The sequence below is a fragment of the Chlorobaculum parvum NCIB 8327 genome, from assembly GCF_000020505.1.
GTDB lineage: Bacteria > Bacteroidota > Chlorobiia > Chlorobiales > Chlorobiaceae > Chlorobaculum > Chlorobaculum parvum_A.
This window is the reverse complement of the sequence record NC_011027.1, coordinates 1,044,887-1,071,039: the sequence shown is the minus strand read 5'-3', so window position 1 is coordinate 1,071,039 and position 26,153 is coordinate 1,044,887. Positions and strand designations below refer to the sequence as shown.

Genomic DNA, 26,153 nt, shown 5'->3' with positions numbered 1-26,153 from the left:
TGCGTTACGGCTTCAACTGATTTTCGCGTTGTGCGAACAGGCTCCGGATCCCCGAAAGCATTGAGATGGCCGACTGATCGTCACCACTTCTGACAACCTGGGCAAGCTCCTCAAGCGCGCGGCCGATATGCTGGTCGACAATGGTATCGACCGAACCGGATTCGGTCAGAAAGCGCGTCTCGCCGCCAAGCCGCAACACTCTGGTTTTCATCTCCTGACGAGCGCATTGATGACCGATAGCCTCAAGGCGTTCAGCCCACTCTTTCGGGCCGGCTTTCTGCTCTGGAACCGATTTTGCCTTGCGCTGCATCGCCGCGCCATCCATGCCGGTGGCCACAAGCAGAAGAGCGAAACCGACCACCGTCACCAGACCGGCAATCATCGCTCCCATGTGCAAGCCATTCAGCACCATCGCCACGCCACTGGCCGAAACCAGAAGCATGAGCGCCGCAATCACCGTACCGACAAGCGCCGGAACACTCCACCCCTGCACAAAGCCCCTGACGGGTGAATAAACGGCTGAAGCCGCGGCAAGCGCCATCAGCGTCACCGAACCAAACAGCATGCCGCTGTCAAAAAACAGGCCCGGAAAAAGTGCAAAAAAGAATCCGAAAACCGCCAGAAGAACGGTCAATGGCAACAGTGCCCACAGCCAAGATTGTTTCATGCCTCAGAAAAAATTTATCGCCACATGATTTTGTTGCACGGCATTCCGACTATCAACAATCAGAATGAGTTACACCGCCAGGCAGATGGATAGTAACTACCGGTAAACCGCGCCTTTTGAATGCCAAAGATAAGAAAATCCGGCGCAAAGGCATTGCAATTCTACAGACGGTTCACCATGTTTCGCAAACTCAACAGCTCTCGCAAATTCGCAGCGCCATCACTCCGCGGCATTCCGATCGTTGAACATCACCGAGGGCTGGGCCTCATCCCAGAGGGTGCCGTATTTTTCCTTTTCCTTGTCGGTGAAGCGTATCGCACCCGCAAGGTACCAGGAGGCCGGATGCTTTTCGGGGTCGGTTCCTTCTGTCACCCCCATCGGGCGCAAGCTGGTCACCTTGTTGCCCTCGCCACGAATCACCTGCCAGTGCCCCATCACGTACTGGTTCGCATCGGCAGCCACCACATCCAGCACCTCCTCGATCTGGCCGAGGTCGCTGTCGCCCCGCAAAGCAAGCCCACCATAAGCATACGCAACCGACTGGTGCTCATCCAGCACATAGCGGAGATACTTGTTCCGCGCCATCGGCTGCAAGGTCAAACCATCGATCAGGTAAATGAACTGCTTGCCGTCGGCATCAACGCCCGAAATCGAGCGCGGCAACACACCGTTCTCTTCGGCGATGCTCAGATACCAATCCAGATACTCCTCGTATAACTCTCTGAGAAACTCGATTGAACTCATAATTCATTCTCTTTGTAATTATGTAAGTGAAGCACAATCCTTTGAACAGCCAACTTGCCAAACAAGTTATGGAAAACGCCCACAAGGAACTTATCGAATCGGCGCGCAAAAAGTTCGCCCGCTACCGTGAACTGAGCCAGAAACTTGGAGAATCTGCCGCTTGGGAAACCATGCTCGAAGGGTTTCCGGAAGTGCAGAAACAGCGCATGGGCCCGCTCCTTGCCCGCCCCACCCTCGCCAAAGCGTTCCGCGAAGCCATTCCGCAGTTTGAAAGCATCGGAATGGAAATGGACGTGGTGGATATTTCAAACAAAGGCATCGATGCCGTGCTGGAAATCCAGCGCATCTGCCCGTGGCTGGAGGTGAGCAAGGAGTACGGATTCGACACTCCGTGCCATGTGGTCTGCGAGCTGGATATGGAGGCTACCCGACGAGCGTTCCCGGAAATGAGCGGCGAAATCCTTTGCCGCCAGGCACTCGGCTGCCCGGTCTGCATCTTCAAGTATGAGCGCCCGGCAACCCCCGAATCTGGCACTGCAACGTAAACCGTTGGGACAATTGGGGACTGAGCCTGTCCAAAAGAGACTCTCAACAGCAATCCCGTCTTAGCTTTGAATCTTATTCAGATCCCGACAAGTCGGGGTCTGAATCAATACGTGATGGCCTCTAAAGAGTATTGAGGCTTCGCTTCATCGAGAAGAGCCCTCCCTTCTCTGGATTTCTTTACAACCAATTGTTTTCGGACGCTTGTACAACTCCTTCTTCTTTCTTGACAAGAGCCTTTACTTTGCCTTGTAAAGTTCTTTACGCAAAAAAAAACACAAAAGGAATCCGCCAATCACTGAAACGCCGCTTAGGCTTTGCGGACGAACTCCGACTTCAACTGCATCGCGCCGAAGCCGTCGATTTTACAGTCGATGTCGTGATCACCCACTACGAGGCGAATGTTCTTGACCTTCGTGCCGCCCTTGATCGGCGAAGAGGCTCCTTTAACCTTGAGATCCTTGATCACCGTCACGGTATCGCCATCGTGCAGCACATTGCCGTTCGCATCCTTCCAGACCCGCTCTCCTTCTGTCGCGCCAGCAGCCTCGGCAGGGCTCCATTCATGGGCACACTCGGGGCATACCAGCAACGTGCCGTTCTCGTAGGTGTATTCGGAATTGCATTTGGGGCAGTTTGGCAGAGTGCTCATAGCGGTCAAATCGAGAAATTGAAAAGAAACAGTGCGCGGGAGTATAATGAATTCCAAAGCGCAGACCTAACTGGTGAAGTTCGGACACTGGGTGGCGAGAAATGGAGACGCGTTCAAAACCCGACCAGCTCCTTAACACGGGTTACACAACGCCCAAAAAGAGGGCAACGCACCCGATCACGGCGTGAGAAAATGAAACGGCAAAAAGGTTCGCCTGCCTGATGTAGCTGTACGACCAGAACACGCCGACAATCAGGGTAAAAATCAAGGTCAACGCATTGTGATAGATGATGTGGACAAACACATACGGAAGCGCCATGAAAAGGACGAACACGAACCGGTTCTCCCAGCCGCAACGCTTCAGCAGCGCGAACATATAACTGCGATAGACAAACTCCTGAAAAGGAGCGGAGATAAACACATAAAACACCAGAAACAGCTCTTTCGACAGGAATTCCCGTTCGACAAAACCAAGCCTGTGGGCAAAGGAGAGAACGAACAAAAACAGCATCAGAAACGGAGCCTGCATCAGAAAGGCTTTACGAATATTGTCCTTTCTGAACCCAAGCTCATTCAGCGTGTACCCACGGAGATACGAGAGGAAGGAAAAGATGACGCCCAGTGCAAGAAGCATATAAATGCGCCATCCGTAAGGAATAACATCGAAGTAGATCAAGGCAGGAACCACCATCAGAATCGCCACCGAATACAACAATTGCCACCGGGCCTTCTGCACAGACTGATCACTACCGAATACACTCTCCATTGTTCTGATAAAGCTCGCGTTAGCTCTTTTATGAACGATCTGCCTGCTGTAACCCGGAATTCACGATAATAATTCGGGTTGTGAGGTATAAGAGCACACCATTCAAGAGATGCCACACAAAGTGCGTCCCGAGTGGCCAAACCGAGCAAAGAACCGCGTCAATCGTGCGAAAGAAGAGCGATAGAGCAAACACGATCAAGGCATACCAACCCAGCATCGGCTCGATCTTTTTTCGGAAATAGTGAAAGACGGCAACCGCCATAACCGACAGAATTGCAGGCAGATACATCACCGAGCCGTTCAACAAGCCTTTAAACGTCAAGGCGTACAGACTGACAAGCAGAAACACTCCCACCAGCGCAACACGGGAAAAGGTGCCGAGCCGGGCTACCCGCTGCATGTAGAGCCATAAAAACGCGAGCTGATACAAAAAGATCGGAACCACATCGAGCAGCCTGGCCCATTCAGTCGCAAATGAATGAAACAGCGTGCTCCCGACCCCGATGAACGCAACCAGAGTCAAAAGAAGAATATTGCCGCGATTGAACTGACCGCGATCGCGCAGTAAACGGTAAACAAAAGCGGCGGCGACAATGAACGAGAGGTTCGTCAGCAGGTTGACCGGTTCATCGAACAAGCCGGAGCCGGTTCTTTCGCAATAGTCGTAGAGCATGACGGGAACGAATCAGTTTATGTCACGATCTTCACGCCATCTGCTTCGGCAGCACATTTCGATTTGATAAACTCAAACATCGAACGAAAGACCTCGAAACATGATGAATCGAGATTTGGTACGACTTCTTTGGCAAATGCTGTCTTCTCTCTGTCTGATTTAAACACAATCTTGCTACCGCCAACACACGGTTCTTTTTGGTAATAATTCATTGTTGCATCAAGACCGTAAAACAGGTGCTCTATCTCACAGCACGAGTCGCCACCGAAGGTTTCACCGGTAGTGGGATTTCGAATGACCTGTTTTTGGATGTCAACATTTGCTGGCACCGGCAACATCAGAGCATAAGATTCACCCTCAGCCCATTTCTTGATCATACCTTTCAATGGATCGGCTTCACTGACGGAGCCATTCAATCCGTTCCATTGATCATAGGCCTTGTCAAAATCAAAAAGGGCGAAAACCGGCAATCCACCCATTTCAGCATGAATGCGACCGTCAGTCAGTAACTGCTTGATGTAGGTACAACTGAAGGCATAAAACGGGATGAAAGGCATCTCAACGTCATACAGCTTGTACCATGCCACCTTGAGAATCACCGGATCAGTGCTGCCCTCGGTGAACAGTACCGGTTTGTTTTCAATCTGGATGGCATTGATGATGCTAAGTAACTGTTCCTGCTCTGAATATTTGATAATATCTGCACTCAGCTTTTTGATGGCAACTGCCTTTGGTAAGTCGTAACAATTTGCATGGCTTTCCTTGATATCGAAAAATTTAATTTTCTTCTTGTCATGAGGAATTAAGGTAACCGCACTATGACTGCTCATCAGCACATGATTGTTCTTTGCCGCAGTATCGGTAATCTCAAAGATCTGCTGGAGAAATTGGTATTGCCATTCGGGGTGAAGAAATGAGTCTGGTTCGTCGAGCAAGGTAATGCAGTTGCGATCCTTGAACAATTCGATAATAGAATAGATGTAAACCGACTGAAATTGCCCATCGCTGAAATGGGAGATAAATCCGCTACGACCATTTGAGAACTTCAGACGTAACGTGATGTTTGCCAACATTCCCAATGTCTTGAGGTTGTCAAACTGCCGGAAAATCTCCGATACCGAATCATCTTTGAATCGTTTCTTAAAGATATCAAGATTGATGTTGAAGCGATAGCTATCCTTACCACGATTATACATATCAAAGTGGTTGAATTCGCCTTTGATACAGGATGCTAATTTGTTGAGGAACTCGCGTGTAATACCGTCTGTACCCCAGTAATGGGTGCGTGGATCGAAGGCCTCAATGCCATCAACCCCAAGCTCTTTCAAGCGCCCTCTGGCAAAATCGGGCCGCCTGAATTCAACAATGAGTTCCTTGCCGACCGTTGCAATGCCCAATTTATCCATGATAAATCGTCTGGCCTTGTTCGTTTCCGGTTGTGAAAGCAGCACGGCCAACAACAATGACTTGTATTTCGGACCAATGCTGATAAAGCGACGATTGTCTTCAATGTTGGCCCCCTTGAGTCGGCGACGAAAGGCTTTTTCATAACGTTCCACAAGGTCGGATACCGCATAATTATGACCAGAGTAATAGATCAGCACATTATCAGGCATCGGTGTTTTGCCCACAGTTCTCCGTTCCTCACCATCAATGATCAATTTACCGGAGTTCCATGCGATCTCGGTTGTTTTTTCATCAATCACGAATTTGATACGGTAATTGAAATCGCAGGGAACCTTTTCGCGATCGTACTCCACAAGATGGCGGAATATCTCGATGAGTGCCTCGAACAGGTTGGATTTTCCGGTGCCGTTTTTCCCTACAAAGACATCGATGAAACTGCTGCCATCGAAGCTCAGGGAAAAATCCCGCAGATTTTTGTATTGGCCGATGTAGAGTGATGTCAGGCGCATAGTTTTCCCCTCCTACACCTGAGTCATCACGGCGTTGAGTAGTTCGGTTTGTTTACGGGTGGCGTCATCGATCTGCTGCTCCAGCGTATCGCACAAAGCCATCAACTGATCGATGCGAGCGACGATGCGGTGTTGTTCGGGAAGTGGGGGAATTAGCATCAACAAACGTTTCACCTTATCTTGAGAAATATTCATTTGACTCTCAGCCATACCAGATTTAAACATCTCAATTTGTTCGGAACAATATCCTGTATTCAAAGAAAGAGCGCAATAATCCGGGGAAATCAGATCACCATAGATTTTGAACCGAATAATTTTATCCGATAACATCAGTTTAGGCCTTATAGACGTAGCAACACAACATATACCAACTCGATTCTTTGGGCCTGCACGAGTAATCAAAATATCTTTTTCCTCTACCTGATATTCTGGTCGAGGTGTTAATTTTATAGGCAAAGTCTTATTTTCATGCGGCAAGAATTCCAATTTTTGAACCGCTGTGGTTTTTAAAACTCCCCATTCCGAATCACTTGCCGGTCCAGTTTCGCACTTCGGACTCCAACCTGCATCCATATAAGAAATCACGTCTCCCAATCTCACCCACTCCCAACTATCCGGCAGCGGATACGGAACTTCATCCGGCTTAATCGGCGACACCGCCTTCGGCTTTTTGATCTTCCCCTCTTTGACCAACCGCTGTTTCTCAGCTTCAATCTCCTTCAACAGTTCACAGGCAGGCGGATCATTCGGGTCTTGCGGGACGAGCTTGCCCATGACGGCGAGCTGGAGAATGGCTTTGCGGAGTTCGGCGACGTTTTCCTTATCGCTATAAAGTTCACGGAAATTCCGGGAGATGAACTGCCATGCGTTGGCGCTTGACTCCGGCTCCGTCGTATCGAGCAACTGCCTGACTGCGGCGGCGTGAACTTTGACGCGCTTCTGCTCCCGCTCCGCACGCAGCTTTTCCAGCTCATCACAATGCGCCATCAATTCATCGATACGAGCGACGATACGGTGTTGTTCGGGAAGTGGTGGAAGTGGATGAATACTCGCCACTGCATTATCCGTTCCAAGTCGAGGCATTTTCACACCATACATCAAAGAATTGACATAGGATAAAAATGCTGGACGTTTTAATAACCATTTGAGAAAATCAGAATGCAATCCAACGAAAGAAACAATAGGAACAATTTCAGTAGTACAAACCCCATCTCTATCAGCAACAACTATTTTATCCAAATATGGACGTAGTTTACCGTAGAGCACATCACCTTTTAAAAAAGTAGATTTTGTTGATTTTGATTGTCTTTCAGAGAACTTCGCGCGATATAAAATTCTTGAAGTATCCTTTTCAATATCCTCAAGATCAAGCACCCAGGTATCTGGATCAATTTGATCTCCTGATATATTTTTTCTACCGTTATAGGCTGTAATTTCACCAAGCCTTACCCACTCCCAACCATCCGGCAATTCATACGGAACATCGTCAGCCGTAATCGGCGGTAACGCTTTCGGATTCTTGATTTTCCCCTCTTTCACCAACCGCTGTTTTTCAGCTTCAATCTCCTTCAGCATCTCACTCGCCGGTTGATCGTTCGGATCCTGCGGCACGAGTTTGCCCTTCATCGCAAGCGTCAGAATCAACTCCCGCAGCTTCTTCACCCCATCCGGCGCAGAAAACGCCACCTCGAAATGCCGCTCAAGCAGCTCAACCACCGATGTTTCGCCGTCCCGAAAATCCATCGTCATCCCCTCCCCTCCAGCGCATCGATCAACTCGCGCTTCAGCGCCTCTTGCGCCTCTTCGAGCTGGCGGACGATCCCATGATACTCCTGCATCAACTCCTCCGGATCACCATGCACCACCTCGACCTCGTGCGGATTCTTGCAATCGAGGTTGCCGTTGCGCGCCACAATCTCCTCCGCGCTCACCTTCCAGGCGTACTCCGTCGTTTGGCGACCTTTGCGCGACGCTCCGCCCCACCATGCCTTTTCTCGGTCGAACTCCGCGATAGTCAGCGGTTTCGAGCGGGAGTAGGATTTGTACCCTTCCGGATAGGGATGCTCGAAGAACCAGACCTCTTTTGTCGGCCCGCCCTTCTTGAAAAACAGAATGTTGGTCGCAATGCTGGTGTAGGGGCTGAACACCCCTTTGGGCAACCGCACAATGGTGTGCAGATCGAACGATTCGAGCAGCTCTTTTTTGAGCGTCGTCTTGACCCCTTCGCCAAAGAGGAACCCGTCCGGCAGCACCACGGCAGCCTTGCCGGTATCGGGCTTCAACAGGTGCATGATAAGCGCCATAAACAGGTCGGCGGTTTCGCGGGTCTGGTACTGGCGGGGAAAGTTCTTCTCGATGCCATCCTCTTCCATCCCCCCGAACGGCGGATTGGTGATGATGAGATCGACCCGATCTTTCGGGCTGTAATCCTTGAGCGGACGGCTGAGCGTATTATCGTGCCGGATGTTAGTCGGTACGTCGATGCCATGCAGCATCATGTTCGTCACGGCCAGCATGTGCGGCAGGGGCTTCTTCTCTACGCCGTGCAGGCTCTCCTGAATCTTTTCGCGGTCATCGACGGTCTTGACCTGCTCGTTCAGATGCTCGATGGCGCAGGTGAGAAAGCCGCCGGTACCGCAGGCCGGATCAAGCAAAGACTCGCCGAGTTGCGGGTCGAGCATGTCCACCATGAACTGCGTCACCGCACGTGGCGTGAAGTATTCACCAGCATTTCCGGCGGATTGCAGATCGGCGAGCAGCTTTTCGTAAATGTCGTTGAACAGATGCCGGTCGCCAGAGGTATTGAAGTCCACATCCTCCTCGATGATGTTAATCACCTGGCGCAGCAACGTACCGGACTTCATATAGTTATAGGCATCCTCGAACACCGAGCCAACCACGCGCCCATGCGAGGAAACGCCAGGCGTGGTGGCGAGATTTTTCAGCGAGGGGAAAAGATCGTTGTTGACGAAATCGATCAGCTCCTCACCGGTGATACCTTCCGGGTCTTTGGCCCAGTTGCTCCAGCGAAGATGAGGCAGCAGTGGCGAACGGTATTCGGGCAGAGTGAACAGCCACTCCTGCTCGCGGTCATCAAAGATTTTCAGGAAAAGGAGCCACACAATCTGACTGATGCGCTGAGCGTCGCCATCAACGCCAACATCCTTGCGCATGATATCCTGTATGGATTTTACGAGGTTCTGGATAGACATTACTGATTGTCTGTCAAGTTGTTGTTTTCAGGCGCAATAGAGTTCATGCTCAAGATCGAGCAGCGCTTGGCGGTACCCATCCACTCCGCCGAAAAAGCGCACGATCTCCATTGGCGTACCAATTTCGGTAAACGGCGAAATGGTAAGGATTTGCGTCTCCTCGACGTGGCCGATGCCTTCGTCGGCATACTTGTCAAGAAGCGCTTCGAGCACCTTGCGGGCCTCCTCACCATACTTCGTGAAATAGTTTCGCTTTTTGACCTGCTCGGCTCGCTCCTTCCGGCTGAGCGGCGGCATGTCCCAGGCTACATGGCAAATGAGATCGAACGGATCGAAGGACTTACCGGACTTGCGCCCGATCTCGTCGGCAAGCGCCTCGAAAAAGATGCCGTGTTCGGCCAACTCGTCGATGATCGCCTGCTTCTGTTCGGCGCTGTTCCAGCGGTTGAGGAAGTCATAGAGCGATTCAAACTCCCCGGCAAGCGCCTTGCGCGTGTAGTCGCGGAGCGATTCAGTGATGAGCTTGCCATTGGCGTCGAAGTACTGCACCCGCTCGGCAACCACCCGCACTTCAACATTATCGACGACATAGCGGCGCACTCCGCCAGTAACAGGCTTATCCTGTAAATCGGGCCAATCCTGATCCTCTTGACCTTCCGGATAGGGCTCTCCGCCCGAAATATCGGGAGGTAAGGGAGAGTCGCCGGCTTGTGGTTCATATATCTGCACTGGATCACCGTCGAAATCGGGGTCGGCAAACAGCTCGGTCGCCTTTTTGAAATCGATGATGGTGAAATAAAACTTGCCAAACTCCTCGTTGATGCGCGTGCCGCGCCCGATAATCTGCTTGAACTCTGTCATCGACTGGATGCGCTGGTCGAGCACGATGAGCTTGCAGGTCTGTGCATCGACACCGGTGGTCATGAGTTTTGAGGTGGTGGCGATGACCGGAAAGGTTTTTTCGGGAAAGATGAAGTTGTCGAGTTCGGCCTTGCCCTCTTCGTTATCGCCGGTGATGCGCACGACGTACTTGTCGTGCTTCGAGGCCAGGTCGCTGTTTTCGTTCACCAACGCCTGCCTCATACGCTCAGCGTGTTCGATGTTCTCGCAGAAGATGATGGTTTTGTCAAAGCGATTGGTACGGCGCAGAAAATCGCTCACCTTCCTGGCCACCAGTTCAGTGCGCTTTTCCAGCACGAGGCTACGGTCGAAATCCCGCTGGTTGTAAATGCGATCTTCGATTTCGTTGCCGTACTTGTCGAGCATTCCCTTGTCGGGCCGCCAGCCTTCGAGGTCTTTGTCGATGTCGATACGCACCACCTTATACGGCGCCAGAAAGCCGTCATTGATGCCCTGCTTGAGAGAATAGGTGTAAATCGGTTCGCCGAAATAGTCGATGTTCGAGACCTCTTTGGTCTCTTTCGGCGTAGCAGTCAGGCCGATCTGCGTAGCCGAATTGAAGTATTCCAGAATCTCGCGCCATGCCGAATCCTCAGCGGCGCTACCCCGATGGCACTCGTCGATAATGACCAGATCGAAAAAGTCGGGACTGAACTGTTTGTAGATATTCTTCTCTTCTTCATTGCCCGTAACTGCTTGATAAAGGGAAAGATAGATTTCATACGACTTGTCGGCCTGCCGCTTCTGAATCTTGGTCATTGCCGATCCGAAGGGCTTGAAGTCGTTGGTAATGGCCTGATCGACCAGAATGTTGCGGTCAGCAAGAAAAAGGATGCGCTTTTTCGCTTTCGATTTCCAAAGCCGCCAGATGATCTGAAAAGCGGTGAAGGTCTTGCCAGTTCCGGTCGCCATGACCAAGAGGATGCGGTTCTGCCCGCCTGCAATGGCCTCGACAGTTTTGTTGATCGCGAGTAACTGGTAGTATCGGGGCGTCTTGCCGGAACCGTCGCTGAAATAGTCCTGAGTTACGAGGTTGTTCTGTCGATCGTCAAGTCCTCGGTGCGCTGCCCACCACTGCCAGAGCGTTTCGGCGGAAGGAAATTCATGCAAGGCAAGTTCGCGCTCAATGATGCCGTCAGGGGCAAGTTTGTTATGGAACAGAAATCCGTCACCGTTAGAGCTGAAGACGAAAGGAACTTGAAGCAAATCGGCATAGCCCAGAGCCTGCTGCATTCCATCGCCCAGCGAATGCTTGTTATCCTTGGCTTCGATGACGGCAATGGGAATGTTGGGCTTGTAAAACAGCACGTAATCCGCGCGCTTGCGGCTGCCGCGAGTATGCACGCTGCCCCGCACGATGATGCGACCATTGGTCAACGGAAACTCCTCGCGCACCTGGGTAGCGATGTCCCACCCCACTTGCTCAAGTGATGGCGTGATAAATTTGGTACAGATGTCCCGCTCGGAGAGTTGCTTTTTATCCATCAGAGCGCTCTTCAATCTTGTTGCGTCAAGCCGATAAAAGATGGGAATCAGTTGCGCGCAACAGGTGAATCAATAAGGAAACCAGGTACTTAGCAAAGGTTTCAGGAGACATTGATAACTTTTGCACTACTAACACAAGCATCTTGTTATATACTGAATGGTTAAGCCCTTTACAAGCAAGGAAATGAAAAACAAAACCAGCCTCGACATCTTCTGGCTGAAAGACCAATCCCTCTCCGACCTCGACAACCTGCCCGACCCAGAAGAGCTGGCGGCGGAGATCATCGAAAACATCGAAGCCGACCTGAACAGCTTCCGACAAATAGCCGTTAGCTTAGGGGGAAACGAGGCATAAAACAGACCCACCTCTAACTATCAATCACCAAGAGAAAAAGCCTTACAGGCACGTTCTGTAAGGCTTTTTTGTTGTTTGGCTCACACGCAAGGGCTCAAATCTTGAACCCACTAACAAAAAATCAGTCGCGCTACCAACTGTGCTGCGAGTGCAAATCTCACCTTGCAGCCTAAGTCAGCTATCGAGTTTTTTGCCACTCAATCGCGGCATCAAATGAAAAGCAAATCCAACCTAAACCCATCCATACCCCGATTTCATCGAATCTTCAGCTCGATTACTCAACCATTTTCTGCTGACAAAAAAGAACAGACAAAACCAGCCTCATCAACTCAATTCAACTCTCATCGACGTTTTCAAAGGCAAATCAAGTGCAGGTGCATCTGAATTTTTAAATCACCGTTCAAAGCACCAACACACCAATCATCAAATCTTCATAAACAAAAACGAAAAGAATTAATAGCATTATTATAATCGCCAAAGCAACCATATTAAGGCGACTTACAAAACAAAAACCGAAAATAAAAAACAACCATAAAAAATTAAAATCACGCTTTAAGACAAAACAAAACAACTATACACACAATAATTTAATGGATTAATTTATTAAATTATCAGCAAATTTAAAGCAAATATTATAGAGTAATGAAAAAACAATACAAGATCAGTAAAAACAAAATTTTAAGCACCAAAAAAGCCAAAACAAACCAGATTAAAGAAATATTTATCCAAATTTTTACACCAAAAACAGACATAACATAAGCATGAGATAAATCAATTTAAGTCATTCAAATTAAAGATGTTAGATTACTTGTCTAAATATTCATTAGGCAAATAAATACCAGAATTATGAACACAAATTATGGCAGACGCTAAAGAATTATCAAAAACCATAATAAAATCTCATCGAAACTTTGATTTACACGCAACACTGTTCAGTGGCCAAAGTTTTAGGTGGTCTCAAAAAGAAAATTTTAGCGGTTATTACTCCACAGTAATCGACAATAAAATCTTTTTACTGCGCAGTATTGATAGCACTACTTTTGAAATTTTCAGCCAAAGTAAAGAAGCTTTTTGCTTGCAAATTAGTGATTTTTTTAGGTGGTATTTTGCTTTTGATATTGATGAAAACAGCATCTTTTCATCAGATTTTCAGCGAGATTATCCGGAACTATGGCGAATGGTAAAACCGTACCGATCCGTTCGGGTAATGCGGCAGGAGCCGTTCGAAATCATGGTCACTTTCATGTGCGCTCAAGGCATCGGAATGCACCTGATTCGCCGTCAGGTCTCCATGATTGCCGAACGGTATGGGCAAAAGATTGTGCTTGAGACGCCGGAAGGCGAGATGGTTTTCTACGGCTTCCCTACCCCGTCAGCTCTTGCTTCTGCTGATCCTTCTGAGCTGGCATTATGCACGAATAACAACCGGATTAGGGCTGCAAACATCATCGCCATGGCCCGTTCGTTCGAGTCTGGCAAGCTGGCGCTAGCCTGTGTTGGTTCAGGCGAATGCGATCTCGAAACGCTTCGCGAAACCTTGTGCGTGCACAGCGGAATCGGCCTCAAAATCGCCGATTGCATCGCCCTGTTCGGGCTTGGCCGGTTCGATGCGTTCCCCATCGATACGCATGTAAAACAGTACCTCTGGGAGTGGTTCGGCATTGAAGAAGCCCGCCGCAGCCTGACTGAAAAGAACTACCGGATTCTACAGGAAAAGGCGCGAGCCATCCTCGGCACTGAATGCGCTGGCTATGCCGGGCACATCCTGTTCCATTGCTGGCGGAAAGAGGTCAAAAAGATGAAGGCGTTTTAAGGGCACGTTGTAACGGCGTCGCTGGTTAGATTTAAGAGTTTGATTCTTATCAACCCATCACCCTTGTTCATTATGAAAAAGGTACTTGTCGCCGGCTCGACCGGCTATATCGGACGCTATGTGGTGCAGGAGTTCAAGAATCGCGGCTATTGGGTACGCGCTCTGGTGCGGAGCGTCGAAAAAGCCGCAAAGCCGGGCGCTCACCTTGAACCGGCGATTGCCGACCTTGCCGACGAGCTCGTGGTCGCCGAGGCCACCAATCCCAAAACCCTTACCGGACTGTGCGATGACATCGAAATCGTCTTTTCATCGCTCGGCATGACCCGCCCCGACTTTGTGCATTCGAGCTTCGATGTGGATTACCATGCGAACCTGAACATCCTCCGCGAGGCCATGAAAGCGAAAGTTCGGAAGTTCGTCTATATCTCGGTGTTCAATGCGCACAACATGATGGAGATCGAGAACATCCAGGCGCACGAAAAGTTCGTCGATGAGCTGCGCGCCTCGGGGCTTGAGTACGCGATTGTGCGGCCAACGGGCTATTTCTCCGACATGGCGCAGTTCCTGAACATGGCGCGCAACGGCATCATGCTCTCGCTCGGCGAGGGCGACCGCAAATCCAACCCTATCCACGGAGCCGACCTGGCCAAGGTGTGCGTCGATGCCGCCGAGGGTGACAACACCAACATCGATGCCGGAGGACCTGAAATCTTTACCTATCGCGAGGTGGCGGAGATGGCCTCCGATGTGGTCAAGAAAAGCCCGTTCACCATCTCGGTACCGATCTGGGTAGCGGATGGTCTGACGGCTGTGACCGGCTTCATCAACCGTGACATCCACGACATCGCCCTGTTCGCCTCCACCGTCAGCAAGAACGACACGGTCGCCCCGCAATACGGCACCCACAAGCTGCGAGCGTTCTTCGAGCAGATGGCTGCGAAGAATAGTTGATAATGGATAATTGATCTGTAGGGGCGGGTTTCACACCCGCCCTTCCCCACCGAATGAACACGGACAGCGTGGACAAAATGGACATCATAGACTACGAATGATGAAAATGTCCGGCCATACCGGGTTGTTCCAGCCTGTCCACTTCGGTCAACACTTCCCGCGCCCCCTTTACCCCACCCACAAGCCTCAACAATTCAACTATCAACTATCAACTTTCCACTATCAATTATCCATTATTTATCCTTCATTTGTATTTTTTCAGCGTGCTAAATTCGGTACTTTAAGGGTCATGGTGAGGTACGCCTGTAGCCGCTGAGGCTGTTACGAAACATTGCAGAAATCAAGAGTTTACATGTTAAAAATTTTCACCAAGCTGTTTGGATCGAAGCACGAAAAAGACGTCAAGAAAATCAAGCCGATCGTTGACCAGATAAATGAACTCTACGGCCCGCTTCAGTCGCTCTCGGACGAGGCGTTCCGCAATAAAGGCACTGAGCTGCGCAAAAAGGTTCGGGACAGCCTGATCCCCATCGAAAAGAACATCGCTGATACCGAAAAAAAGCTCGACAACCCCGACCTCAGCCATGAGGAAAACGAGCAGCTCAACGACACGCTCGACAACCTTCGCAAAGAGTACGAAACCGCCACAGCAAGCATCCTCGACGAGGTGCTGCCCGAAACCTTCGCGCTGGTCAAGGAGACCTGCCGCCGACTGAAAGGCCACACCTACGAGGTGATGGGCCGCGAAATGGTGTGGGACATGGTTCCGTATGACGTACAGCTTATCGGCGGCGTGGTGCTGCATCAGGGCAAGATTGCGGAAATGGCCACCGGTGAAGGTAAAACGCTGGTCTCCACCCTGCCAGTCTTCCTGAACGCGCTGACCGGACGCGGCGTGCACGTGGTGACGGTCAACGAGTACCTCGCCCAGCGCGATATGGAGTGGATGCGACCGGTTTACGAGTACCACGGTCTTTCGACCGGTGTGATTCTGTCGGGCCTGTATTCGCACCAGCGGCGCAACGAGTACCTGTGCGACATCACCTGGGGCACCAACAGCGAGTTCGGCTTCGACTACCTGCGCGACAACATGGCCGGAACGGTGGAGGAGATGGTGCAGCGCGACTACTACTTCGCCATCGTTGACGAGGTTGACAGCGTGCTGATCGACGAGGCCCGAACCCCGCTGATCATCTCCGGCCCGGTACCGAACTCGGATACCGACACGAAGTACCGCGAAATCAAGCCCTGGATCGAGCAGATCGTCCGCGCACAGCAGAACCTCGTGGCCTCCCTGCTCGGCGAAGCTGAAAAGACTCTGAAAACCAAGCCGAACGATTTCGATGCGGGCCTCGCCCTGCTGCGCGTCAAACGCGGCCAGCCGAAAAACAACCGCCTCAGCAAAATGCTCTCGCAGACCGGCGTGGGCAAACTCATCCAGTCGGTCGAGAACGAATACCTCAAAGACAACGCCAGCCGCATGCACGAGGTGGACGAAATGCTCTACTATGCGGTGGACGAAAAGGCCAACACCATCGATCTGACCGACAAGGGCCGCGAATTCCTGAGCAAACTGAGCCATCAGGATCAGGATCTGTTCCTCTTGCCGGACGTGGGCAGCGAGGTTGCGGCCATCGATGCCGATGCGAATCTCCAACCTTCCGACAAGGTTCGCAAGAAGGACGAAGTCTATCGGCTCTACGCGGAGCGCTCCGACAGCCTGCACACCATCAGCCAGCTGCTCAAAGCCTACACGCTCTTCGCCAAGGATGACGAATATGTGGTGCAGGACGGACAGGTCAACATCGTTGACGAGTTCACCGGCCGCGTGCTCGCCGGACGCCGTTACAGCGACGGGCTGCATCAGGCTATCGAGGCCAAGGAGAACGTCAAGATCGAGGGTGAAACCCAGACGATGGCCACCATCACCATCCAGAACTTCTTCCGCCTCTACAAAAAGCTGGCCGGCATGACCGGTACGGCCGAAACCGAAGCCTCGGAGTTCTTCGAAATCTACAAGCTCGACGTGGTGGTCATTCCGACCAACAAGCCAATCGCGCGTAACGATATGGACGACCTGGTCTATAAAACGCGCCGCGAGAAGTACAATGCCATCACCAGCAAGGTGCAGGAGCTGGTCGCCAAAGGTCAGCCCGTTCTCGTTGGTACGGCCAGCGTCGAGGTATCGGAAACCCTGTCGAGAATGCTGCGCGCCAAGCGCATTCAGCACAACGTGCTCAACGCCAAGCAGCACGCCCGCGAGGCGGACATCGTGGCCATGGCCGGTCAGAAAGGGGCCGTGACCATCGCCACCAACATGGCCGGTCGAGGCACCGACATCAAGCTCGGCGAAGGCATCCGTGAAATGGGCGGCCTGTTCATCCTCGGTTCGGAACGGCACGAGTCGCGCCGTATCGACCGCCAGCTCCGTGGCCGCGCCGGACGCCAGGGCGATCCCGGTGAATCGATCTTCTACGTCTCGCTCGAAGACCAGCTCATGCGCCTGTTCGGCTCGGAGCGGGTCATTTCGGTCATGGACAGGCTGGGGCACGAAGAGGGCGACGTCATCGAACACTCGATGATCACCAAGTCGATCGAACGCGCGCAGAAAAAGGTCGAGGAACAGAACTTCGCCATCCGCAAGCGCCTGCTCGAATATGACGACGTCATGAACCAGCAGCGCGAAGTGGTCTACTCCCGCCGTCGCAAGGCGCTCAAAATGGATCGCCTGACAGCCGACATCATGGATCTCCTGCTCGACTACTGCAATACCGTGGTGAAAAAATTCCACGAAGCCAACGATCCCGCTGGACTCGAAGAACAGGTCATGCGCGAGCTGATGGTCGAGTTCAAACCCGACCCGTCGGCATTCGAGCGCGAACCGTACGAAAAGAGCGCCGAAGAGCTGTTCAAAGCGGCAAGCGAATTTTATCATCGCAAGGAGTCCGATCTGCCGGACGACATCATGCGCCAGATCGAAAAGTATGCCGTCCTGTCGGTGATTGACCAGAAGTGGCGCGAACACTTGCGCGAAATCGACGGATTGCGCGAAGGCATCAACCTGCGCGCTTATGGCCAGAAGGATCCGCTGCTTGAGTACAAGCAGGAGGCCTACAAACTGTTCGTCGACCTGCTGCAGGAGATCGAGCACGAAACCCTGTCGCTGGCATTCAAGCTCTTCCCGATCACGCCGGAAGAGTCGGAGGCAATCGAAGCCCGCCAGCGCCAGCAGGCAATAAACCAGGAACGCCTCGTGGCGCAGCATAAAGAGGCTGAAAGCGCCTATGAGGTTTCGCCCAACGCCAGCGTGGATTCAACCATGTCGATGCCCGGAGACGAAATCGTCGTGCAGCAGCCGATCCGCGCCGAACAGAAGCCCGGGCGTAACGATCCCTGTCCGTGCGGCAGCGGCAAAAAGTACAAGAACTGCTGCGGCACAAATGAGTAACTGATAATGGACAATGGACTAATTGTAGGGGCGAGTCTTGCGCCCGCCCTTTCATCTCTTATCCTGTTCAATCTGTACATCTTATACGACCTGTTAGACCTGTAAAAATTCCTACCGAACAATGAGCATCGAACCCGAAGTCAACCTGCAACTGGCCCAGGAACATGGCCTGAACGAAGAGGAATACGCCAAAATATGTGAAGTTCTGGGCCGCACCCCCTCCTTCACCGAGCTGGGCATCTATTCAGTCATGTGGTCCGAGCATTGCAGCTACAAGAACTCCATCGCCGTGCTCAAGACGTTGCCGCGCGACGGTGCTGCGCTGCTGACGCAGGCGGGAGAGGAGAATGCCGGTCTGGTTGACATCGGCGACAACCTCGCCGTGGCGTTCAAAATCGAGTCGCACAACCACCCTTCGGCGGTCGAACCCTACCAGGGCGCGGCCACGGGCGTCGGCGGCATCCACCGCGACATCTTCACGATGGGCGCTCGTCCTGTCGCATCGCTCGACTCGCTGCGCTTCGGCTCACCGCGTGACCCGCGTGTGCGCTACCTCGTTGACGGCGTGGTGCGTGGCATCGGCGACTACGGCAACTCGTTCGGCGTGCCGACCGTTGCGGGCGAAATCTATTTCGAGGATTGCTACACGGGCAACCCGCTGGTCAACGCCATGTCGGTCGGCCTCGTTGAGCATCATAAAACCGTCAGCGCCACGGCGCACGGCAAGGGCAATCCGGTGCTGATCGTCGGGTCATCGACCGGACGAGACGGCATCCACGGCGCAACCTTCGCGTCGGAAGATTTGAGCGAAGCGTCGGAAGACAAGCGCCCCAGCGTACAGGTGGGCGATCCATTCGCCGAAAAGCTGCTGCTCGAAGCGACGCTCGAAGCGATCGCCACCGGCGCGGTAGCCGGCTTGCAGGACATGGGCGCGGCAGGGCTGACCAGCTCCACTTCGGAAATGAGTGCGCGCGGCATCGAAAAGACCGGCAGCGGCGGCATCGACATCGATCTCGACCTGGTGCCCGCCCGCGAAGAGGGCATGACCGCCTACGAGTTGATGCTCTCCGAATCGCAGGAACGGATGCTGATTGTGGCTGAAAAGGGCCGCGAACAGGAGATTATCGACGTCTATAAAAAATGGGATGTGAGCGCCGTCGTGATCGGCGAGGTAACCGACGACAACATGCTTCGCGTGCGTCAGCACGGCAAGGTAATGGCTGAAATTCCGGCCATGTCACTCGTACTCGGCGGCGGTGCTCCGGTCTACATCCGTGAGGCTGTCGAGAAAAAGCCCGACACGAAAGCTGCTGAACTCGCGCCGGACGATTCGCTCGATCTTAAAGCACTCACGCTGCAACTGCTCTCGCGCCCAAATATCGCCAGCAAGGCGTGGGTATACGACCAGTACGACTCGATGGTGCAGACCAACACCGTCACCCCGGTCGGCCAGACCGACGCAGCAGTCATCCGCATCAAGGGCACCAAAAAAGGGCTCGCGATGAAGACCGACTGCAACTCACGCTACGTCTATCTCAATCCGAAAGCGGGCGGTGCGATTGCCGTCGCCGAGTGCGCGCGCAACATCGCCTGTACGGGTGCCAGACCGCTCGCCGTCACCAACTGCCTGAACTTCGGCAATCCCTACAAGCCTGAGGTGTACTTTCAGTTCAAAACTGCCGTCGAAGGCATGGGCGACGCCTGCCGCATGTTCGATACTCCTGTAACCGGTGGCAACGTAAGCTTTTACAACGAGACCTCGCTTGGCGGCGGACGCACGGCCATCTACCCCACCCCGACCATCGGCATGGTAGGCCTGCTCGACGACATGGATCATCTGGTGGTTTCGACCTTCCAGGAAGAGGGTGACGCCATCGTGCTGCTCGGCGATCCGGAACTCGCGCTCGACGGCTCGGAGTATCTGGTGATGCAGTACGGCACTCCCGGTACTGAATCCCCGGCGGTCGATCTGGAGCACGAAAAGAACCTTCAGGATCTGCTGGTCACCCTTGCTTCGAAAAAGCTCGTCCGCTCGGCGCACGACGTTTCAGACGGTGGCATCGCGGTAACGCTCATCGAACAGTCGATCATGAACCGCGATAACATGCTTGGCTTCAAGGTCAATCTCGAATGTTCCTGCAAGGAGAGCGCGGCTATCCAGAATCAGTTTTTCTCGGAAGCGCAGGGCCGCGTGGTGATTTCAATCAATCCGGATAACGCCGCAGCGGTCATTGAAGAGGCCGAACGCCTGAATGTGCCGGTGCGCATCATCGGCAAGGTCGTCTCGGAAGGCGCGAGCATCGCGGTCAACGGCCGTCAGGTAGCGGAATTCTCGCTCGACGAGCTGGTTCATGCCTACGAACATGCGCTGGAGTCCTCACTGCATCTCGAAGAACTCTGATAACAGGACGAACGATGAATCCGGTACTGACTGCCAAAGAGATGAGCCTGGCCGACAAGGCGGCCATCGAGGAGCTGCGCACCGGCGAGACGCGGCTGATGGAGCTTGCCGGGCGGGAGACAGCCCGAATGATCGCCGAGCGATTCGAAACCGGCGCTGACCTCGACGGCGTTTCAGTGCTCGTGGTGTGCGGCAAAGGCAATAACGGCGGCGACGGCTTCGTTGCAGCGCGCCACCTCTTGAACAAAGGGGCGCAAGTCGATGTGCTGCTGACGTGGCCAGAAGAAGAGCTGGCCGGCGTGAACCTCGAAGGACTGCACATCCTCAAGGCTTACCGCCGTTACAACGAACGCCTGCGAATCTTCACGGGACTGGACGAGGCCCGCACGGCGGTCGGAGCGACAACCTATCAGGTCGTAGTCGATGCCCTGCTCGGTACAGGCCTCCGCATCAATGCTGACAGTCCGCAGCTGCATGAGCCGGCCAAGTCTGCGGTCGAGCTGATCAATTTCATCAACGAGCACTCCGAAGCGGTGACGGTAGCCATCGACCTGCCATCGGGACTTGATGCAACAACCGGGCACTGCTCCGAACCTTGCGTCAAGGCCGATATGACCATTACGATGGCCTTCCTCAAAACCGGCTTTTTCCAGAATAGCGGCCCAGAAGTTTCGGGAGAGATCCAGACGGCTGAAATCTCCATTCCGGAATTCCTCGTCGAGCCGACCTCCTGCCAACTGATCGATGAAACCTTCGCCGCCGAAAGCTACCTGTTGCGCGACCCATCCAGCGCCAAGCACCTGAACGGCAAAGTGCTGCTCGTCACCGGCTCGGCTGACGGCGGAGGCTCGATGCTCGGGGCGGCGCTACTCTCCGCGCGTGCAGCGGTCAAAACCGGCGCGGGCTACGTCTGCTGTTCACTGCCCGACGGCCATGCCTCGGTTATGCACAGCTTTGCACCCGAAGTGGTGGTAATCGGACGGGATATGGTCTCCATCATCGAAAAAGCCAAATGGGCCGACGCCATCGTCATCGGCTGCGGCATTGGTCGCAGCGAGGAGTCGCTGGAGCTGATCGAAGCCCTTTTGTGCACCCCTGAAATTGCGGAAAAGAAACTGGTTCTCGACGCTGACGCGCTCTTTGCCCTCGCCGAACGGAACCTGATGGAGCGCATCACCAGCCTCGAAGACGCCGTGTTGACGCCCCATGCCGGCGAGTGCAGCCGGTTGTCCGGACTGGAAGTCGATGAAATCCTGAGCGCCCCGATCGACACGGCGCGCAATCTCGCTTCGGTCTGGAACGTCAACCTGCTGCTCAAAGGCGCCCCGACCTTCATCGCCTCGCCGTCAGGCATGGTGTTCATTTCGGACAGCGGAACCGAAGCCCTTGCCTCGGCAGGCACCGGCGACGTGCTCTCGGGCATGATCGGAGCCTTGGCTGCTAAAGGGCTCGACACCCACGAGGCTGCAGCTGCAGCCGCATGGCTGCACGGCCGCGCCGGAGACCTCGCCTCCAATGTCTCCAGCCTCGTATCCTCGATGGATGTCCTCGAAGCCATTCCTCAGGCCATTCTGGAGTTGTTCGAGAGCGAAGAGTAAAGCTTCGCTTTCAATTCAGCCTGAACGGTTCGCACTCTTCCTTGTAGGGGCAGGCCTTGCGCCTGCCCTGTTTCGGCTTACCGCATTGACATTGTGAACGCAATCGACAACGTGAACAAAAAAAAGAGGTGCCGTTTCCAGCACCTCTCTTGATTCTCGTCACTCGTTGCGTTCCAGCTCGTCACTGCCCGGCATTATTTTTCAAAAAGCGCTTGATATTCCTTGCTGCCTGACGAATGCGCTCCTCATTCTCGATCATGGCTACACGTACGTATTCGTCACCATAAGCGCCAAAGCCGATGCCGGGACTCACGGCCACCTTCCCCTCTATGAGCAGCTTCTTGCTGAATTCGAGACTCCCCAGATGGCGCATCGATTCGGGGATCCTGGCCCACACGAACATCGAGGCCTTGGGCGTCACAATGTCCCAACCGGCATTGGAGAAGCTTGAAATCAGCACGTCGCGCCGTTTGCGGTACACCTCCCTGATTTCATCGACGCAGCTCTGATCGCCGGTAAGCGCAATGGTCGATGCAACCTGAATCGGTGTAAAAGTGCCATAATCAAGCCAACTCTTGATCTTTTCCAACGCTCCGATCAGCTTAGCGTTGCCCACCATGAAGCCCATGCGCCAGCCAGCCATGTTGTAGGTTTTGGAAAGCGTGTAGCTCTCGACGGCGACATCTTTCGCCCCCGGCACCTGAAGAATCGACGGAGTCACATAGCCGTCGAAAGTAATTTCAGCATAAGCGATGTCGCTGATGATGTAAAAACGTTCGCGGCGCGCCAGCTCGACCAGACGTTCGTAGAAAGGCAGTTCGACCGTTGCGGTGGTCGGGTTGTTCGGGAAATTGACTACGAGATACTTCGGCTTCGGCGATGATTCCCGGAATACGGTTTCGATATTATGGAAAAACGCCTCCTCGTCGAGCGTGTAGTCGTCGTTCATCTCCAGCTTCATGCGATGCACGTTCCCGCCGGCAAGAATGAACGCCTGCGAGTGAATCGGGTAGCACGGGTCGGGCACGATGGCCAGATCGCCGGGATTGGTGATGGCCTGCACGAGGTGCACGTACCCCTCTTTTGAACCCATCGTTACAACCACCTCGCGGTCGAGATCGAGATCGACATTGTACTTGTTGCGGTACCATGTGCCTACAGCGCCACGCAGTTTGTAAATGCCTTTGGAGACCGAATAGCCGTGGGTCTTCGGTTTCTGGACACTTTCGACGAGCTTGTCGATGATATGCTGCGGCGTCGGGCCGTCGGGATTGCCCATCGAAAAATCGATCACATCCTCGCCGGCTCGCCGCTCGGCCATTTTCAGCTCATTGACGGCAGCAAAAACATATTTCGGCAATCTCTTGATCTTGTCGAATTCAATCTCGTCAAACATGGGAATGGTTTCCGAAAAATCGTTAAAACAGAAGCGGTTGTGACACTATAGGTTATGAAAACAACTCCAATCATAAACAAAAAGCCGTTGATCTCCATAGGGGAACTTGCAAATTGTTATGGAAACTCCCCATGAATTCACGCGCTTACAACTGCGACGTGCAGTTCGGGCAACGCACGGCCTTGACAGGGATGGCCGAGAAGCAGAACGGGCACTCCTTGGTATCGGGAGCGGCGGCTGGCTCCGGGGGTTTTTCGGTCATCTTACGCAGTCTATTGATGCCGCGAACCAGGAAAAACACGGCGACAGCCATAATCACAAAACTTATGAACGCATTGATAAACAGGCCATAATTAAGCGTTACCGCTCCAGCGCTCTGCGCCTGCTCAAGCGCAAGGTACGGCCCAGGAGTAGCCCCCTCCTTGAGCACAACAAACAGATTGGTAAAATCGACTCCGTTGAGCAGAAGCCCGAGCGGCGGAGTCAGAACATCGCCGACCAGTGATTTAACGATGCCAGTAAAAGCACCACCAATAATGATGCCGACAGCCATATCGACAACGTTACCCTTCAGGGCGAATTCCTTGAACTCTTTCAGCATGGTTCCGGTTATTGAAATTTGAGGAAGTACTCTGGTGTCATGGGGGACAACGAGGGAATATCAAGAAATTAAACCCCCTTAATTGGACATTAGTGTATTTTTTGTTAAAATTAAAGCTCATGCCCTTGTTGAGCCCGCACGAAATTATCCAAAAATAAAAGGCAATACTGAAACAGTGACGTAACCGATAGAGTATCGAAACGCCCGTAAGGCTATCAAACTATCAAAAACGCACAGCGGTTTTCAGGATGCCGATAACTCAGGCAGTCATCAATCGATGGAGCATACTATTCGTACAGATTCATTGAAGCAGCAACTTGAAAATGCAACAGGTAATAACTACGCCTGCTGCTATCAATGTGGCAAATGTACCGCCGGTTGTCCTGCCGGCGGCTTCATGGACAATCCACCGGCCAGAATCATGCGCCTTATCCAGGCCGGTTACGTCGAAGAGGCCATGCGCAGTGACGCATTATGGTACTGCATCGGCTGCATGACATGCACTTCGCGCTGCCCGCAGAATATGGAGATCGCAGGCACGATGGACGCGCTTCGCGAGATGGCCCTCAAGAGCGGCATCGTCTCCTCCGATAAATCAAAAAAGCTGGTCACCGCATTCCACACTTCTTTCCTGAACACGGTGCGCAAGAGCGGCCGCTTGCAGGAGCTGGCCCTGGTCAACAGCTACAAGCTGCGCACGCGCACCCTTACGCAGGATGTTGCGGCGGGCTTCAAAATGATGAAACAGGGCAAGATCAACCCTGTCAAGGCTTTCACTGCAAAAGAAGAGGTCGAGAACAAAGGCCAAATCGAAAAGATTTTCCAGCTTTCCGAAAAGGAGAGCCACACCCCTGCGCCGAAACGCAAGCCTGTCAAGCGCACTTTTAAACCTGACGAGCCGATCAAAGTCGCGCCCGGCATGACCGTCGGCTACTACCCCGGCTGCTCGCTCTCCGGTACGGCGAAGGATTACGATATTTCCATCCGCCGCATGTGCGACCATCTTGGCATCAAGCTGCGCGAAATCGAAGACTGGAACTGCTGCGGAGCCAGTTCGGCCCACGCGACCAATCACAAGCTCTCGATGCTGCTACCGGCAAGGAATCAGGCGCTGGCCGATCAGCAGGGTCTCGATTACGTACTGACCCCCTGCGCCGCCTGCCTGAACCGCCAGGTAACAGCACGCAAAGCGCTGAAGGAGTCCGAAGAGCTTCGCGAGGAGTTGAAAAGCGTCATGGGCTACGACACCGAGGGCAAGGCTCAGTTCATCGGTGTCATGCAGTTGCTTGAAGGCATGGATCCCGAAGAGATCAAAAAGCGTGTAACGCATCCGCTCAAGGAGCTGCCGCTGGCCTGCTATTATGGCTGCCTGCTGGTACGCCCCTTCGACGCGATGGGTTACGACGATCCGGAAAACCCGACCAAGATGGAGTCCATCGTCGAAGCGCTTGGCGCCAAACCGGTGGATTGGGGTTACAAAGTCGAATGCTGCGGTGCAGGCTTGACCATGGCACAGCAGGAGATGATCGAGGATCTCACGCACAAAATCGCCAGAAACGCCACCAACAGCGGCGCTGGCGCATACGTCGTCGCCTGTCCGCTCTGCCATGCCAACCTCGACATGCGTCAGGAGAGCATGCGCAAACGCTACAACGATGTTGGCGAAATGCCGGTATACTACATTTCAGACCTGGTCGCCCTGGCCTGTGGAGCGAGCCCTGAAGAGGTAGCGCTCGACAAGCACTTCGTTCAGGCAAGCGACATGGTAAGAAACCTTTAATACGCTCCGGATGTATGAAAAAAGAGCATTGGATTCGTACATTAAAGGTCTTCATCAGACCATCAGATTATTCCCCCCTGGACATTCGCCCAGGCGGATAATCTCCTGAACATCCGCACCTGCCCTTTTATGTTTCTTGTCGATAGGGCCATCATGTTACGGATCACGGGTGAGTCTGGAAACTCAAGACACAAATCTCGAAATGCTCCGCTAAAATCAGCGGTATAAGGGGCTGATTGTCCCCATAGTCTG

The 26,153-nt window shown here is 53.1% G+C and carries 18 protein-coding genes and 1 pseudogene; 8 read left to right on the top strand and 11 right to left on the bottom strand.

The window, feature by feature from the left end:
• Window positions 1–4: 4 nt before the first annotated feature.
• Both CPAR_RS04940 and CPAR_RS04935 read right to left on the bottom strand, forming a co-directional pair.
• Window positions 5–667: a hypothetical protein gene (locus CPAR_RS04940; protein ID WP_012502209.1), complete on the bottom strand. Its 663-nt coding sequence runs from the start codon at window positions 665–667 to the stop codon at window positions 5–7.
• 219 nt (window positions 668–886) lie between these two features.
• Window positions 887–1,411 carry a hypothetical protein gene (locus tag CPAR_RS04935; protein ID WP_012502208.1) on the bottom strand — a complete coding sequence of 175 codons (525 nt, stop codon included), beginning with the start codon at window positions 1,409–1,411 and terminating at the stop codon, window positions 887–889.
• Between the two features lie 68 nt (window positions 1,412–1,479).
• Here CPAR_RS04935 and CPAR_RS04930 point away from each other — a divergent pair, with 68 nt between their 5' ends.
• Window positions 1,480–1,956: an L-2-amino-thiazoline-4-carboxylic acid hydrolase gene (locus CPAR_RS04930; protein WP_012502207.1), complete on the top strand. Its 477-nt coding sequence runs from the start codon at window positions 1,480–1,482 to the stop codon at window positions 1,954–1,956.
• 308 nt (window positions 1,957–2,264) lie between these two features.
• On the opposite strand, the gene CPAR_RS04925 is transcribed toward CPAR_RS04930, so the two are convergent.
• From CPAR_RS04925 to hsdR, 7 genes are all read right to left on the bottom strand, one after another.
• On the bottom strand, window positions 2,265–2,606 hold the full coding sequence (locus tag CPAR_RS04925; protein ID WP_012502206.1) for a zinc ribbon domain-containing protein YjdM: 342 nt from the start codon (window positions 2,604–2,606) through the stop codon (window positions 2,265–2,267).
• A 142-nt stretch (window positions 2,607–2,748) separates the two neighbouring features.
• The gene (locus CPAR_RS04920; protein WP_012502205.1) at window positions 2,749–3,372 is read right to left on the bottom strand and encodes a CPBP family intramembrane glutamic endopeptidase; all 624 of its coding nucleotides are present in this window, start codon (window positions 3,370–3,372) and stop codon (window positions 2,749–2,751) included.
• A gap of 28 nt (window positions 3,373–3,400) precedes the next feature.
• Window positions 3,401–4,045, bottom strand: coding sequence for a ceramidase domain-containing protein (locus tag CPAR_RS04915; protein WP_012502204.1), 645 nt, complete (start codon window positions 4,043–4,045; stop codon window positions 3,401–3,403).
• A gap of 17 nt (window positions 4,046–4,062) precedes the next feature.
• Complete coding sequence (locus CPAR_RS04910) at window positions 4,063–5,961, bottom strand: AAA family ATPase (protein WP_012502203.1); 1,899 nt, start codon at window positions 5,959–5,961, stop codon at window positions 4,063–4,065.
• Between the two features lie 12 nt (window positions 5,962–5,973).
• Window positions 5,974–7,704, bottom strand: a complete 1,731-nt coding sequence (locus tag CPAR_RS04905; RefSeq protein WP_156773373.1) for a restriction endonuclease subunit S — start codon at window positions 7,702–7,704, stop codon at window positions 5,974–5,976.
• Window positions 7,705–7,706: 2 nt separating this feature from the next.
• Window positions 7,707–9,173, bottom strand: coding sequence for a type I restriction-modification system subunit M (locus CPAR_RS04900; protein ID WP_012502201.1), 1,467 nt, complete (start codon window positions 9,171–9,173; stop codon window positions 7,707–7,709).
• A 27-nt stretch (window positions 9,174–9,200) separates the two neighbouring features.
• Window positions 9,201–11,558 (bottom strand): EcoAI/FtnUII family type I restriction enzme subunit R, encoded by a 2,358-nt coding sequence (gene hsdR, locus CPAR_RS04895; protein WP_012502200.1) that lies wholly within the window; start codon window positions 11,556–11,558, stop codon window positions 9,201–9,203.
• Between the two features lie 187 nt (window positions 11,559–11,745).
• Here hsdR and CPAR_RS04890 point away from each other — a divergent pair.
• The 6 genes and pseudogenes from CPAR_RS04890 to CPAR_RS04860 form a co-directional block, all read left to right on the top strand.
• Window positions 11,746–11,913, top strand: a pseudogene (locus CPAR_RS04890) (SAM-dependent DNA methyltransferase); the annotation flags it as partial.
• Window positions 11,914–12,772: 859 nt separating this feature from the next.
• Window positions 12,773–13,726: a DNA glycosylase gene (locus CPAR_RS04880; protein ID WP_012502199.1), complete on the top strand. Its 954-nt coding sequence runs from the start codon at window positions 12,773–12,775 to the stop codon at window positions 13,724–13,726.
• A 72-nt stretch (window positions 13,727–13,798) separates the two neighbouring features.
• Window positions 13,799–14,677, top strand: a complete 879-nt coding sequence (locus CPAR_RS04875; protein WP_012502198.1) for an SDR family oxidoreductase — start codon at window positions 13,799–13,801, stop codon at window positions 14,675–14,677.
• A gap of 352 nt (window positions 14,678–15,029) precedes the next feature.
• Window positions 15,030–18,125 (top strand): preprotein translocase subunit SecA, encoded by a 3,096-nt coding sequence (gene secA, locus CPAR_RS04870; RefSeq protein ID WP_012502197.1) that lies wholly within the window; start codon window positions 15,030–15,032, stop codon window positions 18,123–18,125.
• Between the two features lie 121 nt (window positions 18,126–18,246).
• Window positions 18,247–20,526: a phosphoribosylformylglycinamidine synthase subunit PurL gene (gene purL / locus CPAR_RS04865; protein ID WP_012502196.1), complete on the top strand. Its 2,280-nt coding sequence runs from the start codon at window positions 18,247–18,249 to the stop codon at window positions 20,524–20,526.
• 14 nt (window positions 20,527–20,540) lie between these two features.
• Window positions 20,541–22,124, top strand: a complete 1,584-nt coding sequence (locus CPAR_RS04860) for a bifunctional ADP-dependent NAD(P)H-hydrate dehydratase/NAD(P)H-hydrate epimerase (protein WP_012502195.1) — start codon at window positions 20,541–20,543, stop codon at window positions 22,122–22,124.
• Between the two features lie 181 nt (window positions 22,125–22,305).
• Here CPAR_RS04860 and CPAR_RS04855 read toward each other — a convergent pair whose 3' ends face one another.
• Both CPAR_RS04855 and mscL read right to left on the bottom strand, forming a co-directional pair.
• The gene (locus tag CPAR_RS04855) at window positions 22,306–23,520 is read right to left on the bottom strand and encodes an LL-diaminopimelate aminotransferase (RefSeq protein ID WP_012502194.1); all 1,215 of its coding nucleotides are present in this window, start codon (window positions 23,518–23,520) and stop codon (window positions 22,306–22,308) included.
• Window positions 23,521–23,665: 145 nt separating this feature from the next.
• The gene (gene mscL / locus CPAR_RS04850; RefSeq protein WP_012502193.1) at window positions 23,666–24,121 is read right to left on the bottom strand and encodes a large-conductance mechanosensitive channel protein MscL; all 456 of its coding nucleotides are present in this window, start codon (window positions 24,119–24,121) and stop codon (window positions 23,666–23,668) included.
• A 277-nt stretch (window positions 24,122–24,398) separates the two neighbouring features.
• Between mscL and CPAR_RS04845 the strand changes: the two genes are divergently transcribed.
• Window positions 24,399–25,901 carry a heterodisulfide reductase-related iron-sulfur binding cluster gene (locus tag CPAR_RS04845; RefSeq protein ID WP_012502192.1) on the top strand — a complete coding sequence of 501 codons (1,503 nt, stop codon included), beginning with the start codon at window positions 24,399–24,401 and terminating at the stop codon, window positions 25,899–25,901.
• The last annotated feature ends 252 nt before the right edge of the window (window positions 25,902–26,153 follow it).